Origin of the sequence: Dyella sp. AD56, assembly GCF_002878475.1 — a bacterium.
Lineage (GTDB): Bacteria > Pseudomonadota > Gammaproteobacteria > Xanthomonadales > Rhodanobacteraceae > Dyella.
The window spans coordinates 37363-53771 of record NZ_NRDP01000030.1; the positions used below are offsets into that span (position 1 = coordinate 37363).

The following is a 16409-nucleotide window of genomic DNA, read 5'->3' on the forward strand; positions in this document are numbered from 1 at the left end:
GTTGGCAACAGCCACAGATACGAGGAGATGGCGCATGATACCCTTAGCGGTCCTATCGCAGCGAATCCGAGACTGAACGCATGGCACTTTCCCCCTCGCAGCGCCGTTACTTGCGCAGCCTTGCGCATGATCTCAACCCCGTCATCCTGCTGGGCGCCAAGGGTGCGACTGAAGCCGTGCTCAAGGAGCTGGACCTGGCGCTGTCTCACCACGAGCTGGTCAAGGTGAAGCTGTCAGGCGGTGACAAGGAAGAGCGCCAGGCCCAGATCGACTTCTTCACCGAAGGTACCCGCGCAGAGAATGTGCAGCAGATCGGCCACATCGTGGTGCTGTTCCGCCGCAACGAGGACGAGCCCAAGCTCGCCCTGCCCCGCTAAGCAGGGGTTGGCTGATGGACCTGTCGCTCGATCGTCCCGGCAATTACCTGTTCGTTCGGCGGGTCGGCCCCCGTTCGATCTTCGTTGTCGATCGCGAGCTCACCACGAGCTTTCTTCTTTCGCCTGAGCGCGCCATCGAGAATTGGCCGGTAACGGCCGCGAGCGAACTCGAGGCCAGCCATGTCGACGCGATCCTCGAACTGAAGCCCGAAGTGGTGCTTCTAGGCACGGGCGAACGACAGGTCTTTCCCGCTCACGCCTTCATGGCCGGCCTACTGCGCAAGGGCGTAGGCATCGAAGTAATGGACAACGCGGCTGCGGCCCGAACTTATGACCTGCTGGCCGGCGAGAGCCGGCGGGTGGTTGTGGCCTTTATTCTGCCGGCCCAATAACCCGTGCTCTGAACGACGAGAGCGCATGGAGTGCGCTCCCGCAGTAAGCACACACGCCATCACCGCGATGGCAGATAGCCCATCGGGTCGACCGGGTTGCCGTCCTTACGGATCTGGAACTGGAGCTCGTCGCGCGACGCGCCTGTGGAACCCATTTCAGCGATCTGCTGACCCGCCGTGACGCGCTGGCCTTCCTTCACCAGTCGCTTGCTGTTGTGGCCATAAGCCGACAGGTAGCTGTCGTTGTGCTTGACGATGACCAACTCGCCATAGCCCACCAGACCGTTGCCGCTGTACACGACCACGCCATCGGCCGCTGCCCGCACAGGGTCGCCCGTCTTGCCGCCGATCTCGATGCCAGGAATGGCATCACCCGACTGGAAGCGCTTAATGAGCGTGCCGTCCGCCGGCCAGCGCCAGGTCACGCCGCCATTACTGCGGGTTGCCCCGGGCGCTGCTGGCACAGGCGGTGCCGGCGGGGGTGTATTGCTGGCGGTGGCAGCAGGCGCGCCAGCCACCGGAACCACCGGGGTGGTCGCAGCCGCTGGCGTGGTTGCCGAATGTGCAGGAGCCGCTGTGCTGGCAGCCGCTGCGGGAGCTGCGGCCGACGCCACATCGGCTGCCACCGTTGCTGCCGGCTGCCCGCCCTGCTGAGTGTCCTGGGTCGACGAGACGACATGGCCAGCGGATGCCACCGGCTTGGCGGTCGTCACGACAGCAGCGGTATGCATGGCTGCCGCGGCGGCTGGCCTGCCGTTGGCGGGAGCCAGTTGCAGCTCCTGCCCCGGCCAGATCGTGTAGGGCGAATCGATGTGATTCCAGCCGGCCAAGTCGCGGAAGTCCACGCCATTGCGGAAGGCAATCGAATAAAGCGTATCGCCCTTCATCACCTTGTAGGTTCCGCCCGGTGCGGATCGGGCTGAAGGGGCGACGACGCGCGACGAGCTATTGGCTGCCGGCTCCACGACGACGGACCGCTGGGTGCCACAGGCAACCAGCAGGATGGCGGAGGTGAGGGTCAGCGACCGGAGATATCCATTCATGGTGGTCAGCATAACGAGGCGAGACGGTATTTTCATGCGTACGCTGCTGACCGGCACGTGGACCTGCCGCCCAGCGTTCAGCGCGACAGGAACCACCATGCCGCCAACGCCGCCAGAATGATCAACGCCGCCCAGCCAATGCGCTCGATGTGCTTGTGCAGGATGCGCTCGGCACGCTCGCCGAAAAGACGAATAAGCAGTGCCAGCAACCACACGCGCTTGCCACGCCCCACCGCCATGCACACCAGGAACGGGACGATCGGCACGCCGACGATACCCGCCGCCCAGGTGACGAACTTCATCGGCACCACCGGCTGCAGCGCAGCCAGCGCCAGCACCACCATCAGACCCAGCCAATGCTGGTTCATCTGCATGCGCAGGTTGCCCACGCCCTTCTCAATGGGCGCGAGCAAGTGCAGGCTGTCGAGCAACGGCGACAAGGCATTGAAAGCCCAATGGCCCAGCGCATAGCCCACCAGCGAACCAAGCAGCGAGAACAGCAGGCTGATGTTGGCGTAGAAAAACGCCTTATGGCGCTTGCCCAGCATCATCGGCGCAAGCATCACTTCCGGCATGATCGGGAAGATGAAGGCCTCGACGAAGCTCAGGCCGCACAGGTAATACAAAGCCCGGGGGTGGCGCGCCCACGTCAGTGCGCGCACATACAACGGTCCAAACAGACGCATGCTTAGTAGCTTCCTTGTGACATCAGCCGATGCCGCCGAGCAGGGGCACGAAACTGACCGCGGCCAGCTCCTCTTGGACGAAATCGCCCTGCCCGTCGCCACGCATGCGGATCAGCGTCTGGTTGCTGGGTGAACCCACCGGCGCCACGAGCACACCGGTCGGGCTGAGCTGGTCCAGCACGGCATGCGGAATCGCATCGCCGGCTGCCGTCAGAATGATGGCGTCGAACGGTGCTTCATCCGCCCAACCCAACTTGCCGTCGTCATGGCGCGAGCGGATGTTGTTAAGACCGAGCTGGCGGAAACGACGACGCGCCTGGCGCAGCAGTTCCTCAATACGCTCGACCGTAAAGACCTGGGGCACGATCTGCGCCAGCACCACAGCCTGGTAACCCGAACCGGTGCCGATCTCCAGCACCTTCTGCGGCACTCCAAACTCGAGCAGCGCCTCGGTCATGCGCGCTACCACCCACGGCTGGGAAATGGTCTGACCATGACCGATCGGTAGCGCAGTGTTCTCATAGGCGCGCGAGTGCAGCGCCTGATCGATGAAATGATGGCGCGGCGTGTTGCGGATCACATCGATCACACGCTGATCGCGGATGCCTTCGTCCTTCAGCTTCACGACAAGGCGATCGCGCGCGCGTTGCGAGGTCATGCCCTCGCCTTTCAATGCAGATGGCGGCAACGGATGCACGTTCATGCCCTCATGCTGCCTCGTCGGCGGGCTTGCCGGCTGCCACGCCCTGGTTCAATGCACCCACCCAACTACTGACCTTCTCCAATGCCTGGAAGCGCGTCAGGTCGACATGGATGGGCGTGACCGATACGTAACCGCGACGCACAGCGTTGAAGTCCGTACCGGGGCCTGCATCATCCACGTCACCGGCTGGGCCGATCCACCAGATTTCCTTGCCACGCGGATCGGTCTGCTTGATGCACGGCTCCGCACGATGGCGCTTGCCCAGGCGCGTCACCTCAAAACCGCGGATATGATCCCATGGCAGGTCGGGCACGTTGACGTTGAGGATGGTGTCCGCCGGAAGCGGATCGACCCGCAGGCGCTGCATGAGCAGCAGCACGGCGTTGGCGGCCGAGTCGTAGTGCTCGCCCTTGTGATCCTTGCTGACCAGCGACACCGCTATGGCCGGCAAGCCGAGGAAACGCCCCTCCATCGCGGCCGACACCGTGCCCGAATAGATGACGTCATCGCCAAGGTTGGCGGAATTGTTGATGCCAGATACCACCATGTCGGGCTCATGGTCGAGCATACCCGCCAGCGCCAAGTGCACGCAGTCGGTCGGCGTGCCGGCAACACGGTAGTAACCGTTGTCCATGCGCAACGCACGGATAGGCGCATCCAGCGTGAGGGAATTGCTGGCGCCGGAGCGATCGCGATCAGGCGCCACCACCGTCACCTGGCCGATCGCGCCAAGGCGCTCGGCGAGCACGCGGATGCCCGGTGCATCCACCCCGTCGTCGTTTGAAACCAGAACTCGCATGATGATCCGTTCAAGGCCAGTCGCGGCAACGCTGCGTAGGCAGCGCTCGCCGGGTCAAGCCTGAAGTCTACCGGACCGGCGCAGCGGTTTCACATCACGCCGGCTCACGTTTCCGATGCATCCCAACTCAAGCAGCGACTCAACCGCGACGCGACGCGCCAGCACCCCGGGTGCATTAGGATTCAGGACATGAAACATCGTCCGCCCACCCCGGTTTCAGACGACGACACCCGCCTGTTCCGCGAGGCCATCGGCGACGTCAAACCGTTCGACCCGGTCGCGCCCGCGCCGGCCGCCCCCAAGCCTGAGCCACATCCGTACATGCTGGAAGCGGATGAAGCTGCCGTGCCTGGCGAACTGCTCGACATGGCATTCGATCCGACGCTGATCGAGGTGGGCGAGGAACTCAGCTACCTCAGGGACGGCTATTCACCCAAGCTGCTGCGCCAGCTCAAGCGCGGCCAATACAGCGTCCAGGACGAGATCGACCTGCACCAGATGAACGCAGCCACCGCGCAAGCCTGCATTGTGGATTTCCTGGCGGAAGCGAAGCACCAGGGCATTCGTTGCGTGCGCATCGTGCATGGCAAGGGCTTGCGGTCACGGGCGGCTGGCCCTGTGTTGAAAGCACTGACGGATCGCATGCTTCGCCGGCGGGACGATGTGGTGGCGTTTGCTTCGGCGCGGCCGATGCAAGGGGGGACGGGGGCGGTGGTGGTGCTGTTGAAGGGGTAACGGTGATTGGGTGGGGTGTTCTGTTTGTCGTTTCTTGCTGCGCATGTGGAGTGCGCGTGAGTCATCAAGGTGTCGTCGGTGGTTGGCTGTCGCCTCGTGCGTTACCGGGATTTGGCCGCTTACGCAGCGGGCGTTTCGACCTCCTGCCGGAGGCGAGCCAGATCGCTGTCGCGCGACAACCAAACGCAAAGTCACTGGATGACCAGCCCTTCGTCTGTTGAAAAGCGCCTCCTGCCTTCGCAGGAATGACGGTTTCATCGAAACGGTAAGGCGAGCACCCACCCCTCACCCCAACCCCCTCCCCAAAGGGGAGAGGGAGCAGAAACTCAACCCGCCCGCGCCAATTCCCGAACCACCGTCGTCGCATAAGCCCCCGCCGGCAATTCAAAACTCAACTCCAACGCAGCGTCATCCAACCAGCGCCACTTCAGGTCCTTAGGAATCATCCGCAGCGCCCGACGCTCCTGATCCATCTTCGCCGCCACCAACCCATCAGCCAGATCCGCATTCTCAGCGGCAATCGCATTCTCTAGCGACGCGACTTCGTCCTTCGCTGGCGTTTCATCACGCCCCCACAACGGACCTGACGGATGGATATCGCCCGTCGCCAATCGCTGCGACAACGTCGCGTCGAACGGCTCGGGTCCAAACCATGAGCGTGAGCCGGCCAGCGACCAGATCTCACCCTCCATCGGAGAATCCCATGCATCGCGCTCAACGCGCGCCGAGAGCACGGCGTTGAAGATGTGCGAACGCGCTGCAGACAGCAGGAAGTGGCGCTTGTCCCGATCCACTCGACGACCGGCGAACATGGCGCGCGCTTGCGCTACGTTGCCACCCTCGCGTCCGAAACGCTGCTCGCCAAAATAGTTGGGCACGCCGCGCTGCGCGATCTGCGTGAGCACCTGCTCGGCCACGCTGCGATCACCGTCAACCTGGCGAAGCACCAGCACGAAACGGTTGCCGCGCAAAGCGCCGCGCTTGAGCTTGCGCTTGTGGCGGGTAACGGCCAATACCTTCACGTCCTCGCCAGGAAAGGCAGTCCAGTCGGGATGAGGCTTGCCCGCCAGCTGCACCGAGAACGTCTGGCGGGTCACCGCGTGGCGATCCTTGAGTCCCGCGTAGCCGACGTCCAGCGGCGGGACGCCCGCGAATTTCGCCAGCTCGCGCGCCACCCAGTCGGTGTTGGCACCGCGCTTCTCCACCCACAGCAAGGCATGTTCACCCTCGCCGTCGGCGTCGTAACCGAGGATTTCCTCGACCTGGAAATCGTCGGGCGTGCTGCGCAGGACTGCGGTCAGCGGTGGGTTGCCATAGGCATAAGGCAGTTCGAGATCGGACATAGGACTCCGCCGGCGGCGCCGGCAACAAAAGAAAGTTCGCGCGAGCAGCGCATTACATCAGGAACAGTGTGGCGAGGCCGAGAAAGGTGAAGAACCCGCCCGAGTCAGCCGTTGATCAGGGTGACGGCGATCTCCTTGCACTACAGACGCCGCGCACGTGCGAGCGTGATTTCGCTGGTCTCATCAAGCTGGTTATGCAGGCGCGAGGCCGAACTTCGGCCACCGGCCTCGCTTACGCCAGGACTAGCAACACGCAGGCTTGTGCCGCGATGCCCTCGCCGCGACCCGTGAAGCCGAGCTTCTCGGTGGTCGTGGCCTTGACGCTGATACGGTCGAGGTCGCAGCCCAACTCTTCGGCAACGGCTTCGCGCATGGCGAGCGAGTGAGGCCCTATCTTGGGCGCTTCGCAAATGACGGTGACGTCGGCGTTACCCAGCGCATACCCCTGATCACGCATCAGCTTGGCCGCGTGACGCAGGAATATCCGGCTGTCCGCGTTGCGCCACTGTTCTTGGCTGGGTGGAAAATGCCGGCCGATGTCGCCCAGTGCGAGCGCGCCGAAGATGGCGTCACACAGTGCATGGATGACCACGTCGCCATCGGAGTGGGCCACGATGCCGCGTGTGTGCGGCACGCGTACACCGCCAAGCATCACGTGGTCGCCTTCGCCGAAGATATGGACGTCGAAGCCCTGTCCGATCCGCATCATGGGAAACTCCTTGCAGCCGTTTGGGCTTTCACTTCATACGCGACAACAGGAATTCGGCCAGTGCGAAATCCGTTGCCGTGGTGACCTTGATATTGTCTTCGGCGCCCTCGACCAGCAACGGCGCAAAACCTGCGCGCTCCATCGCCATGGCCTCGTCACTCACCGTCACGCCGGCTGCATAAGCCGATTGCAGCGCCGCAGCCAGTTCGCCACGACGGAACATCTGCGGCGTGAAAGCACGCCAGCGGTGGTCGCGCGGCTCGGTGACTTCGCTGCGCCCCTCGCCATTCGCACGCTTGAGCGTGTCGCGCAACGGTGCGCCAAGCAGGCCGCCGCCGGCGGGAACACCGATGTCGATGAGTCGCGTGATGTCGGCTTCGCGCACGCACGGACGCGCGGCGTCGTGTACCAGTACGAAGGCGTCTTCTGCTACGTCACCGGGCAAGGCGCGAACGCCAGCCAGTACGGAATCGCAGCGCTCGGCTCCGCCCAAGGTGGTGAGTACGGGCTTTCCGTACAGATTATCGACGCCGGGCCAGTGCCCGTCATTGCCACCAAGTACGACCATCAGCCCGGCGATGCGGGGATGGATCGCCAGCCGCTCCAGCGTATGCAGGATCAGCGGCCTACCGGTCAACGGCAGGTATTGTTTGGGAATGGTGCCACCTACACGCGTGCCACGCCCCGCCGCCGGCACCACGCACCAGAGCGCCCTGCTCATGGGTTGCCGCTGCTCGAACTGGTGGACGCGGGCACCTCGGCGGCGCCCGGTTTTTCGACGACCTGATAGAACGTTTCGCCCGGCTTGATCAGGCCGAGCTCGGCGCGGGCGCGAGCCTCCACGGCTTGCTCGCCGTGCTTGAGGTCGCTCACGTCCGCACCCAGGGCCTGGTTTCGCGTGGTCAGCTTGTCGTTGTCCTCACCCTGCTTCTTGACCGCGGCACGCAGTGTTTCCACTTCGTGCACGCCGCCATGACCGTTCCACAGTTTTACCTGTAGGGCGATCAGCAGAAGGATCAGGATCAGGGCGACCCAACGCACCATGGGCTAAGCGTCTCCTCAGCCCGGCAGCTTGGCGAGGTTCGGGAAGGCGTTACGGCCAGCATAGACTGCAGCCGAGCCCAGTGCCTCTTCGATGCGCAGCAGCTGGTTGTACTTCGCCACGCGATCGGTGCGGCACAGCGAACCCGTCTTGATCTGGGTCGCGGTGGTTGCCACGGCGATGTCGGCAATGGTGGTGTCTTCCGTTTCGCCCGAGCGGTGCGAGATCACGGCCGAGTACTTCGCCGCATCGGCCATCGCGATGGCTTCGAGCGTCTCGGACAGCGTGCCGATCTGGTTCACCTTGATCAGGATCGAATTGGCGATGTGCTTGTCGATGCCTTCCTGGAAGATCGTCGGGTTGGTCACGAACAAGTCGTCGCCGACGATCTGGATGCGGTCGCCAATCTTGTCGGTCAGCAGCTTCCAGCCATCCCAGTCGCCTTCGGCCATGCCGTCCTCAATGGTGACGATCGGATACTGCTTCGCCCAGCCGGCCAGCAGGTCGACGAATTCGGCGGAGCTATAGACCTTGCCTTCGCCGGCCAGGTCGTACTTGCCGTTCTTGTAGAACTCGGAACTGGCGGCGTCGAGGCCCAGCAGGATATCGCTGCCCGCCTTGTAACCGGCCTTGTTGATCGCCTCGAGAATGGTGTCGAGCGCTTCGATATTCGAGCGCAGATCGGGCGCGAAACCACCCTCGTCGCCCACGGCCGTGTTCAGGCCCTTGCCCTTGAGCACGCTCTTAAGGGCGTGGAAGATTTCCGCGCCGGCGCGCAGTGCCTCGGCGAAGCTCGACGCGCCCACCGGCAGCACCATGAACTCCTGCACGTCCACGTTGTTATCCGCATGCGCACCGCCGTTGATGATGTTCATCATCGGCACCGGCAGCGCACCCGGCTTGCCGGTGGTGCCGTTGATGGTGGCGAGGTACTGCCACAGCGGCTGACGATTCTGCGCGGCCACGGCGTGTGCGGCGGCCATGGAGACGCCGAGGATGGCGTTGGCGCCCAGCTTGCCCTTGTTCGGGGTGCCATCCAGGTTGATCAGCTTGGCATCCAGGCCGCCCTGGTTTGCAGCGTCGAAACCCTTCAGCTCGCTGGCAATGGAATTGTTGACGTTGAGCACTGCGTTCTTCACGCCCTTGCCCAGGTAACGCGACTTGTCACCGTCACGCAGTTCGACTGCCTCACGCGAGCCCGTCGACGCGCCGCTCGGCACGGCTGCACGGCCAAAGCCGCCGCCCGCCAGGGTCACTTCCGCTTCGAGCGTGGGGTTGCCGCGGGAATCGAGGATTTCACGTGCGTGGATATGGGTGATCTGGGTCGTCATTAACTCAATCCCTGCTGGCATTTAGTGAGGTAGCAAACGAAGTACGACTAATGCAATAACAATAACAGCGATACAGATGGCCAGCAGGCGGCCGCGCTTGCGAAAGCGCTCGATGAATTCCAGTGCGCGCCCCTGCCCGGCAAGGGCTTGCTCCTGCTTGGCCAAGGCCTGTTGGACCCTGGCCTCTGCCTGCTCGCTTTGTTTCCTGTAGAGCTCAAGATGCTCGCGCTGGAGATCACGGATCTCGGTCAGTAGCGCGATCAGCGGCTCTTGCGACGACATCAGCGTGCTTGGCTGCCGGTGACCGTGTTTTCCAGGAAGCCATGTCGCTTGGTGACCTGATCGAGCTCGAGCAGGGTTTCCAGCAATGCTTCCATCTTGTCCAGCGGCCACGCATTGGGGCCGTCGCTGAGCGCCTTGGAGGGGTCCGGATGCGTCTCCGCAAATAGGCCCGCCACACCCACCGCCACGGCAGCACGCGCCAACACGGGCACGAACTCTCGCTGGCCGCCCGAACTGGTGCCCTGCCCGCCCGGCAACTGCACCGAGTGCGTGGCGTCGAACACCACCGGGCAACCGGTGTCGCGCATCACGCTCAACGAACGCATGTCGGACACCAGGTTGTTGTAGCCGAAGCTGGCGCCACGCTCGCAGACCATGATGTCGTCATTGCCGACGGCCTTGGCCTTGTCGACGACGTTCTTCATGTCCCACGGCGACAGGAACTGGCCTTTCTTGATGTTCACCGGAATGCCGGCGCGCGCCACGTTCTGGATGAAATCCGTCTGGCGGCACAGGAAGGCCGGCGTCTGCAGCACGTCGACAACCGCAGCCACTTCGTTCATCGGTGTGTATTCGTGCACGTCGGTAAGCACCGGCACGCCAAGCTGGCGCTTCACTTCGGCCAGGATCTTCAGACCCGCTTCCATGCCGGGGCCGCGAAAACTGGTGCCGGAGGAGCGGTTGGCCTTGTCGAAGCTGGACTTGAAGATGAAGTTGATGCCGAGCTTGCCGGTGATTTCCTTGAGCTTGCCGGCGGTGTCCATCTGCAGTTGTTCGGATTCGACCACGCAGGGACCGGCGATCAGGAACAGCGGCTTGTCCAGCCCGACTTCGAATCCACACAACTTCATGCGACAGACTCCTTGGCAAGACGCTCACCTTCGCGCACCGCCTTGAACTCGCGGGCGGCCTGCACGAAGCCGATGAACAGCGGATGGCCATCGCGCGGAGTGGACGTGAATTCCGGATGCGCCTGGCAGCCGAGGAACCACGGGTGCTTCTGCTGCGGCAGCTCGACGATCTCGACCAACAGATCGTCCATCGATTTGCCGGAGATCACGAGACCGAGGTCTTCGAACGTCTGGCGGTAACGGTTGTTGAATTCGTAACGGTGACGATGACGCTCGCGCACCACGTCCTGGCCGTAAAGCTCGCGGGCAAGCGTGCCGGCCTTGAGGCGGCATTCCTGCGCACCCAGGCGCATGGTGCCACCCAGATCCGAACGCTCGGTGCGGGTCTCGACTTCGCCGGTGGCTGTGGTCCACTCGGTGATCAGGCCGATGACGGGGTCCGGGCTGTTGCGGTCGTTCTCACTGGAATCGGCCTCGGTGAGACCCGCCACGCTCCGCGCGAAGTCCACCACTGCGGCGTGCATGCCGTAGCAGATGCCGAAGTACGGCACGCCCTTCTCACGGGCGTACCTGGCGGCCAATACCTTGCCCTCGAAGCCGCGCTTGCCGAAGCCGCCTGGCACCAGGATGGCGTCGGCATTGCCCAGCACCTTGGCGGCGCCTTCGGCCTCGACCTGCTCCGAATCAACCCAGCTGAGATTGACGCGGGTGAGCTGTTTGATGCCGCCGTGGCGCAGCGCCTCGCCCAAGGACTTGTAGGCGTCCTTGTGCTCGACGTACTTGCCGACGATGGCGACGTTGACCTCGTCCTTCGGGTGCTCCACGGCCTCGACCGTGCGCTGCCACGACGACAGGTCGGCCGGGCCCGCCTGCAGGCCCAAGCGCTTGACCACGATCTCATCGAGGCCTTGCTTGTGCAGCCACAGCGGCTGCTTGTAGATGATGTCCACGTCGGCCGCGCTGATCACCGCATTCTCGGGAACGTTGGTAAACAGGGCGATCTTGCGGCGCTCGCCGTCCGGCAGCGGCTGCTCGCAGCGGCACAGCAACACGTCTGGCTGGATACCGATGGAGCGCAGCTCCTTCACCGAGTGCTGGGTCGGCTTGGTTTTGATCTCGCCGGCAGCCTTGATGTACGGCACCAGGGTCAGGTGCATGAACATCACCTTTTCCGGGCCGTGCTCGATACGCAGCTGGCGGATGGCCTCCAGGAACGGCAGCGATTCGATGTCGCCCACCGTGCCGCCGATCTCCACCATCGCCACATCGTAGCCACGGGTGGCCTCGTGGATGCAGTGCTTGATCTCATCGGTGATATGCGGAATCACCTGCACAGTGGCGCCCAGGTAGTCGCCGCGGCGCTCCTTGCGGATCACCGATTCGTAGATCTTGCCCGTGGTAATGGAGTTCTTGCCCGTGAGACGCGTGTTGACGAAGCGCTCGTAGTGGCCCAGGTCTAGGTCGGTCTCCGCGCCGTCGTCGGTCACGTAGACCTCGCCGTGCTGGAAGGGACTCATGGTGCCCGGATCCACGTTGATGTACGGGTCGAGCTTCATCATGGTGACCGAAAGGCCACGCGCTTCCAGAATGGAAGCCAGCGACGCCGCGGCGATGCCCTTGCCGAGAGAGGACACCACACCGCCGGTGACGAAAATCAGGGGGGTCATGGGATGCAGCCGTGCTGGAAATATGTATTTTAGAGGAAGAACGGGCTGGCCGCGAGGGTTTGCGGGGGTGTAAATGACTGGCGCGTTCAAGTTAGGGGCGCTGGCGGCACCCTGGGGCGACATCGGCGCTGCTTTTGCTCGTCATTCCGGCGCAGGCCGGAATGACGGATCGAAAAATTGAAGCCGCCCACCCAACCCCAGAAACGACAAGGGCGCCCGAAGGCGCCCCGTCGCGAACCCTGGCGAGCCGGCTTATTCGACCGGCATCATCTGGGACGTCGGATGCATCATGTTCGCATTCATGTTGTGCATCACCCACAGCGAACCGACCACCACGATGGCCAGGATCAGCAGAGTGAACAGCATGATGGCGAAATTGCTGCGCTGGGACGGCGACAGACCCATATGCAGGAAATACTTCAGCTGGACGATGAGCTGGGCCACGCCGAACACGATGATGCCCGGCATCATCAGGTCGTGCGGAACCTTGCCGCTCATGACCACGCCGAATGACGCCAGCGTCAGTACCACCGACAGCACGAAGCCGACGACATAGGACTTGGTGCTGCCGTGATCGGCATGCTCGGCGCCGCGGTGGGCGTCGTGGGAATGGTGGTTGCCGGACATCAGATGGCCCCCCGCAGGTACACAAAGGTGAAGACGCAGATCCAGACGATGTCCAGGAAGTGCCAGAACAGGCTCAGGCACGACAGGCGACGCTGGGTGGCATCGGTCAGGCCGAAGCGACGGATCTGATCCATCATCACCACCAGCCAAATCAGGCCGCAGGTGACGTGCAGACCGTGCGTGCCCACTAGCGTGAAGTAGCTGGACAGGAACGCGCTGTGGCTCGGGCCCGCGCCTTCATGGATGAGCTTGGCGAACTCGTAAACTTCCATGCCGATGAAGCCGGCACCGAACAGGAACGTCACCGCCAGCCAAGCCACCACGCCGCCCTTCTTGCCGGCATGCATGTTGAGCATAGCCATGCCGAAGGTGACCGACGAGAAGAGCAGCAGCATCGTCTCGCCGAGCACGTACGGCAGCTCGAACAGTTCCTTGGCGGTCGGGCCGCCAGCCGTGCTGTTGCCAAGCACAGCGAAGGTCGCGAACAGGCCTGAGAAGATCAGGCAGTCGCTCATCAGATAGATCCAGAACCCCAGCAGGGTCTTGGATCCATCGTCGTGGTGATGGGCGTCTCCACCATGGGAGACGCCGTCGAGCGCGCCATGCGTGGCGCTTACTGCAGGACTGCTCATGGGTTACGCCACCTTCTGACGCTGCGGCGCGGCCACCGGAGCCACCTGCGTGGTCTGGAACTGTTTGAGCTGCGCATGACGCGAACGCTCGATCTTCTCGACCTCGGCCGCCGGCACCCAGTAATCGATGTCACGGTCGTAAGCGCGGACGATGAAGGCACCGATCATGCCCAGCAGGCCCACGGCCGCCAGCCACCAGATGTGCCACACCAGGGCAAAGCCCAGGACCGTACCGAACGCGCCCATGACCACACCGACGCCGGTGTTACGGGGCATGTGAATGTCTTCGTACTTGGCAGGCTGCACGTAGGCGACTCCGTTTTGTTTGTCTTCCCAGAATTGGTCGAGCTCTTTGACCTGGGGAACGATGGCGAAGTTGTAGAAAGGCGCGGGCGAGCTGATGGCCCACTCCAGGGTGCGGCCACCCCACGGGTCGCCGCTGGGATCGGTGAGGCTCTTGCGGTCGCGGATGGAGACATAGAACTGCACAAGGGTGCAGAGGATGCCCACCGCAATGACCGCGGCGCCGAGGGCGGCGACGATCAGGAACGGCTGCCAATCCGGGTTGGCGTAATGGTTCATGCGACGCGTCATGCCCTTCAGGCCGAGCACGTACAGCGGTGCAAAGGCCATCCAGAAGCCGACCAGCCAGCACCAGAAGGACGCCTTGCCCCAGAACTCATTGAGGCGGAAGCCGAAGGCCTTCGGGAACCAGTAGTTGATGGCCGCGAACACGCCGAACACCACGCCGCCGATGATCACGTTGTGGAAGTGCGCGATCAGGAACACGCTGTTGTGCAGCACAAAGTCTGCGCCCGGCACAGCCATCAGCACGCCGGTGACGCCGCCGATCACGAAGGTGACCATGAAGCCCACCGTCCACAGCATCGGCACGTTGTATTCCACGCGGCCGCGATACATGGTGAACAGCCAGTTGAACAGCTTTGCACCCGTGGGCACCGAGATGATCATCGTCGTGATGCCGAAGAAGGCATTGACGCTGGCACCCGAACCCATGGTGAAAAAGTGGTGCAACCACACAACGAACGAGAGCACGCCGATGCACGAAGTCGCATAGACCATCGACTTGTAGCCAAACAACGGCTTCTTGGAGAACGTCGCGACGATCTCCGAGTACGCACCGAAGCACGGCAGGATCAGGATGTAGACCTCCGGGTGACCCCAGATCCAGATCATGTTCACGTACATCATGGCGTTGCCGCCAAGCTCGTTCGTGAAGAAGTGCATGTCGAGGTAGCGATCAGCCGTAAGCAGCGCCAGCGTGACCGTCAGGATCGGGAACGCAGCCACGATCAGGATGTTGGTGACCAGAGCGGTCCACGTGAACACCGGCATCTTCATCAGCGTCATGCCAGGGGCACGCATCTTCATGATGGTGACGATGAAGTTGATACCGCTCAGCGTGGTGCCCAGGCCGGACAGCTGCAGTGACCAGATGTAGTAATCCACGCCTACTGTTGGGCTGTACTTGATGCCCGAGAGCGGCGGATAAGCGAGCCAGCCGGTGGCGGCAAAGTCGCCCACAAACAGCGACACCATCACCAGCACCACGCCCGACATGAACAGCCAGAAGCTGAGCGAGTTCAGGAACGGATAGGCCACGTCGCGCGCGCCGATCTGCAGCGGCACCACCATGTTCATCAGACCCGTGATGAACGGCATGGCCACGAAGAAGATCATGATGACACCGTGCGCGGTGAACACCTGATCGAAGTGGTGCGGCGGCAGATAGCCGGCCGATTCACCAGCGGCCATGGCCTGCTGCATGCGCATCATGATGGCATCGGAGAAGCCACGCAGCAGCATGACCAGCGCCACGATGATGTACATGATGCCGATTTTCTTGTGGTCCACGGACGTGAACCATTCCTTCCACAGGTAACCCCATAGACGGAACTTGGTGATGATGGCGAGCATCGCCAGACCGCCAAGAATGACGGCAACGAGCGTGCCCATCACGATGGGCTCGTGATACGGGACCGCGTCAAGGGTGAGCTTTCCAAACATGGCTTACTTCTCTGCCTTGGCCGGGGTGATGTTCGAGGACACTGCGTCCCCGCCCTCGTGGTTGTGCATGTCCATCTGCATGCCTTCCTGCGGCGCGTCGTGATGCATGCCTTCCATCTGCATCTCGCCGTGCTTGGCGGCGTCATGCGACATCCCGCCCATGTGCTGGTTGATCACGCCCACAAACAGGTTGGGTGTGACGTTGCCGTAATACGTGACCGGAGCCTTCTCGCTGGGCTGCGCCAGCGCCTTGTAGCCCGCGTCATCAAGATTCGCCTGCGAGGCCTTGGCCTTGGCGATCCACTCGTTGAAGCCGTCTTCGGAGGTCGCGATGGCCTTGAAGTGCATGTCCGAGAAGCCTTCGCCACTGAAGTTGGTCGAAAGGCCTGCATAGGTGCCCGGCTCACGCGCGATCAGGTGCAGCTTGGTTTCCATACCCGCCATGGCGTAGATCTGACTACCCAGCTGCGGAATGAAGAAGGCGTTCATCACCGAATCGGAGGTGAGCTGGAAGTTCACCGGGCGATCGGTCGGGAAGGCCAGCTCGTTCACCGAGGCCACGCCGTATTCCGGGTAAACGAACAACCACTTCCAGTCCATCGAGACCACCTGCACGGTGATCGGCTTGGCTTCCGATTCCAGCGGCTTGTACGGATCAAGCGCATGCGAGCTCGTCCAGGTGATCACCGCAAGAATCGCCACGATGATGGCCGGGATGGTCCACACCACCACCTCGATCTTGTTCGAGTGCGACCAGTTCGGCGCGTAGGTAGCTTTCTTGTTCGAGGAGCGGTAGCGCCAGGGGAACCACAGCGTCATCGCAATCACCGGAATCGCCACCACGGCCATCAGGCCCAGCGCGATCAGGATGAGGGACTTCTCATGGGCACCCACATCGCCCTTGGGCGTGAGGACTTCCAAGTTGCAGCCGCTGAGCAACACAGCGACGCCAACGCCTGCGTAACGCAGGCGCGAAAAAAGGGCTTGCATGTTCACTGACTACCTGGGGTGCAGCGTGGGGACGCGGCATGGTAGCCATGTTAGGTTCGCGTTGGTACTTCTTTGAGACACAATGCCGCACATGTAATTTTTTGCGCAGACGCCTGCGGCCACTTGACTAAAAAAAGCAAGTGCGCGCACCCGCATTCGCACGCCGACTTTC

At 62.9% G+C, this 16409-nt stretch carries 19 protein-coding genes; 3 read left to right on the forward strand and 16 right to left on the reverse strand.

The features are described from left to right. The first annotated feature begins 80 nt into the window (after positions 1 to 80). Together yhbY and DyAD56_RS18905 are read left to right on the forward strand one after the other, a co-directional pair. Positions 81 to 377, forward strand: coding sequence for a ribosome assembly RNA-binding protein YhbY (yhbY, locus tag DyAD56_RS18900; RefSeq protein WP_102304388.1), 297 nt, complete (start codon positions 81 to 83; stop codon positions 375 to 377). A 14-nt stretch (positions 378 to 391) separates the two neighbouring features. Continuing rightward, positions 392 to 769 (forward strand): Mth938-like domain-containing protein, encoded by a 378-nt coding sequence (locus DyAD56_RS18905; RefSeq protein WP_102304389.1) that lies wholly within the window; start codon positions 392 to 394, stop codon positions 767 to 769. A 59-nt stretch (positions 770 to 828) separates the two neighbouring features. Here DyAD56_RS18905 and DyAD56_RS18910 read toward each other — a convergent pair whose 3' ends face one another. The 4 genes from DyAD56_RS18910 to surE all read right to left on the reverse strand — a co-directional run bounded on the left by DyAD56_RS18910 (position 829) and on the right by surE (position 4000). Further along, on the reverse strand, positions 829 to 1824 hold the full coding sequence (locus DyAD56_RS18910) for a peptidoglycan DD-metalloendopeptidase family protein (protein WP_102304390.1): 996 nt from the start codon (positions 1822 to 1824) through the stop codon (positions 829 to 831). Between the two features lie 65 nt (positions 1825 to 1889). Then, positions 1890 to 2498 carry a VTT domain-containing protein gene (locus tag DyAD56_RS18915; RefSeq protein ID WP_102304391.1) on the reverse strand — a complete coding sequence of 203 codons (609 nt, stop codon included), beginning with the start codon at positions 2496 to 2498 and terminating at the stop codon, positions 1890 to 1892. A gap of 22 nt (positions 2499 to 2520) precedes the next feature. Then, positions 2521 to 3201 (reverse strand): protein-L-isoaspartate(D-aspartate) O-methyltransferase, encoded by a 681-nt coding sequence (locus tag DyAD56_RS18920; protein WP_102304392.1) that lies wholly within the window; start codon positions 3199 to 3201, stop codon positions 2521 to 2523. A gap of 4 nt (positions 3202 to 3205) precedes the next feature. Further along, positions 3206 to 4000, reverse strand: a complete 795-nt coding sequence (gene surE / locus DyAD56_RS18925) for a 5'/3'-nucleotidase SurE (RefSeq protein ID WP_102304393.1) — start codon at positions 3998 to 4000, stop codon at positions 3206 to 3208. A gap of 189 nt (positions 4001 to 4189) precedes the next feature. Between surE and DyAD56_RS18930 the strand changes: the two genes are divergently transcribed. After that, entirely contained in the window at positions 4190 to 4735 is a 546-nt protein-coding gene (locus DyAD56_RS18930) for a Smr/MutS family protein (protein ID WP_102304394.1), read from the forward strand. A gap of 326 nt (positions 4736 to 5061) precedes the next feature. Here the strand turns inward: DyAD56_RS18930 and truD are convergent, their stop codons facing one another. The 12 genes from truD to cyoA all read right to left on the reverse strand — a co-directional run bounded on the left by truD (position 5062) and on the right by cyoA (position 16237). Continuing rightward, complete coding sequence (gene truD / locus DyAD56_RS18935) at positions 5062 to 6078, reverse strand: tRNA pseudouridine(13) synthase TruD (protein ID WP_102304395.1); 1017 nt, start codon at positions 6076 to 6078, stop codon at positions 5062 to 5064. A 232-nt stretch (positions 6079 to 6310) separates the two neighbouring features. Next, entirely contained in the window at positions 6311 to 6784 is a 474-nt protein-coding gene (ispF, locus tag DyAD56_RS18940) for a 2-C-methyl-D-erythritol 2,4-cyclodiphosphate synthase (RefSeq protein ID WP_102304526.1), read from the reverse strand. 31 nt (positions 6785 to 6815) lie between these two features. Further along, entirely contained in the window at positions 6816 to 7508 is a 693-nt protein-coding gene (ispD, locus tag DyAD56_RS18945) for a 2-C-methyl-D-erythritol 4-phosphate cytidylyltransferase (RefSeq protein ID WP_102304396.1), read from the reverse strand. After that, positions 7505 to 7831, reverse strand: coding sequence for a cell division protein FtsB (gene ftsB / locus DyAD56_RS18950; protein WP_102304397.1), 327 nt, complete (start codon positions 7829 to 7831; stop codon positions 7505 to 7507). The genes ispD and ftsB overlap by 4 nt, the downstream gene beginning before the upstream one ends. A gap of 15 nt (positions 7832 to 7846) precedes the next feature. Further along, positions 7847 to 9160 (reverse strand): phosphopyruvate hydratase, encoded by a 1314-nt coding sequence (gene eno, locus DyAD56_RS18955; RefSeq protein ID WP_102304398.1) that lies wholly within the window; start codon positions 9158 to 9160, stop codon positions 7847 to 7849. A 21-nt stretch (positions 9161 to 9181) separates the two neighbouring features. Beyond that, positions 9182 to 9442: a hypothetical protein gene (locus DyAD56_RS18960; RefSeq protein ID WP_102304399.1), complete on the reverse strand. Its 261-nt coding sequence runs from the start codon at positions 9440 to 9442 to the stop codon at positions 9182 to 9184. Then, positions 9442 to 10293 (reverse strand): 3-deoxy-8-phosphooctulonate synthase, encoded by an 852-nt coding sequence (kdsA, locus tag DyAD56_RS18965; RefSeq protein ID WP_102304400.1) that lies wholly within the window; start codon positions 10291 to 10293, stop codon positions 9442 to 9444. The genes DyAD56_RS18960 and kdsA overlap by 1 nt, the downstream gene beginning before the upstream one ends. Further along, the gene (locus DyAD56_RS18970; RefSeq protein WP_102304401.1) at positions 10290 to 11960 is read right to left on the reverse strand and encodes a CTP synthase; all 1671 of its coding nucleotides are present in this window, start codon (positions 11958 to 11960) and stop codon (positions 10290 to 10292) included. Before DyAD56_RS18970 ends, kdsA begins: the two co-directional genes overlap by 4 nt. Before the next feature lie 252 nt (positions 11961 to 12212). Next, on the reverse strand, positions 12213 to 12587 hold the full coding sequence (cyoD, locus tag DyAD56_RS18975) for a cytochrome o ubiquinol oxidase subunit IV (protein WP_102304402.1): 375 nt from the start codon (positions 12585 to 12587) through the stop codon (positions 12213 to 12215). Beyond that, positions 12587 to 13219: a cytochrome o ubiquinol oxidase subunit III gene (gene cyoC, locus DyAD56_RS18980; RefSeq protein WP_102304403.1), complete on the reverse strand. Its 633-nt coding sequence runs from the start codon at positions 13217 to 13219 to the stop codon at positions 12587 to 12589. Before cyoC ends, cyoD begins: the two co-directional genes overlap by 1 nt. A gap of 3 nt (positions 13220 to 13222) precedes the next feature. Further along, the gene (gene cyoB / locus DyAD56_RS18985) at positions 13223 to 15247 is read right to left on the reverse strand and encodes a cytochrome o ubiquinol oxidase subunit I (protein ID WP_102304404.1); all 2025 of its coding nucleotides are present in this window, start codon (positions 15245 to 15247) and stop codon (positions 13223 to 13225) included. A gap of 3 nt (positions 15248 to 15250) precedes the next feature. Then, positions 15251 to 16237: a ubiquinol oxidase subunit II gene (gene cyoA / locus DyAD56_RS18990; RefSeq protein ID WP_102304405.1), complete on the reverse strand. Its 987-nt coding sequence runs from the start codon at positions 16235 to 16237 to the stop codon at positions 15251 to 15253. Between the last annotated feature and the right edge of the window lie 172 nt (positions 16238 to 16409).

Excerpts from the sequence above, each read along its gene's own strand:
- DyAD56_RS18920 (WP_102304392.1), bottom strand. The coding sequence starts at position 3,201 with ATGAACGTGCATCCGTTGCCGCCATCTGCATTGAAAGGCGAGGGCATG.
- cyoC (WP_102304403.1), bottom strand. The coding sequence starts at position 13,219 with ATGAGCAGTCCTGCAGTAAGCGCCACGCATGGCGCGCTCGACGGCGTC.
- DyAD56_RS18905 (WP_102304389.1), top strand. The coding sequence starts at position 392 with ATGGACCTGTCGCTCGATCGTCCCGGCAATTACCTGTTCGTTCGGCGG.
- DyAD56_RS18915 (WP_102304391.1), bottom strand. The coding sequence starts at position 2,498 with ATGCGTCTGTTTGGACCGTTGTATGTGCGCGCACTGACGTGGGCGCGC.
- cyoD (WP_102304402.1), bottom strand. The coding sequence starts at position 12,587 with ATGTCCGGCAACCACCATTCCCACGACGCCCACCGCGGCGCCGAGCAT.
- DyAD56_RS18970 (WP_102304401.1), bottom strand. The coding sequence starts at position 11,960 with ATGACCCCCCTGATTTTCGTCACCGGCGGTGTGGTGTCCTCTCTCGGC.
- DyAD56_RS18910 (WP_102304390.1), bottom strand. The coding sequence starts at position 1,824 with ATGCTGACCACCATGAATGGATATCTCCGGTCGCTGACCCTCACCTCC.
- ftsB (WP_102304397.1), bottom strand. The coding sequence starts at position 7,831 with ATGGTGCGTTGGGTCGCCCTGATCCTGATCCTTCTGCTGATCGCCCTA.
- DyAD56_RS18960 (WP_102304399.1), bottom strand. The coding sequence starts at position 9,442 with ATGTCGTCGCAAGAGCCGCTGATCGCGCTACTGACCGAGATCCGTGAT.
- truD (WP_102304395.1), bottom strand. The coding sequence starts at position 6,078 with ATGTCCGATCTCGAACTGCCTTATGCCTATGGCAACCCACCGCTGACC.
- yhbY (WP_102304388.1), top strand. The coding sequence starts at position 81 with ATGGCACTTTCCCCCTCGCAGCGCCGTTACTTGCGCAGCCTTGCGCAT.
- cyoB (WP_102304404.1), bottom strand. The coding sequence starts at position 15,247 with ATGTTTGGAAAGCTCACCCTTGACGCGGTCCCGTATCACGAGCCCATC.
- surE (WP_102304393.1), bottom strand. The coding sequence starts at position 4,000 with ATGCGAGTTCTGGTTTCAAACGACGACGGGGTGGATGCACCGGGCATC.
- kdsA (WP_102304400.1), bottom strand. The coding sequence starts at position 10,293 with ATGAAGTTGTGTGGATTCGAAGTCGGGCTGGACAAGCCGCTGTTCCTG.
- DyAD56_RS18930 (WP_102304394.1), top strand. The coding sequence starts at position 4,190 with ATGAAACATCGTCCGCCCACCCCGGTTTCAGACGACGACACCCGCCTG.
- cyoA (WP_102304405.1), bottom strand. The coding sequence starts at position 16,237 with ATGCAAGCCCTTTTTTCGCGCCTGCGTTACGCAGGCGTTGGCGTCGCT.
- ispF (WP_102304526.1), bottom strand. The coding sequence starts at position 6,784 with ATGCGGATCGGACAGGGCTTCGACGTCCATATCTTCGGCGAAGGCGAC.
- eno (WP_102304398.1), bottom strand. The coding sequence starts at position 9,160 with ATGACGACCCAGATCACCCATATCCACGCACGTGAAATCCTCGATTCC.
- ispD (WP_102304396.1), bottom strand. The coding sequence starts at position 7,508 with ATGAGCAGGGCGCTCTGGTGCGTGGTGCCGGCGGCGGGGCGTGGCACG.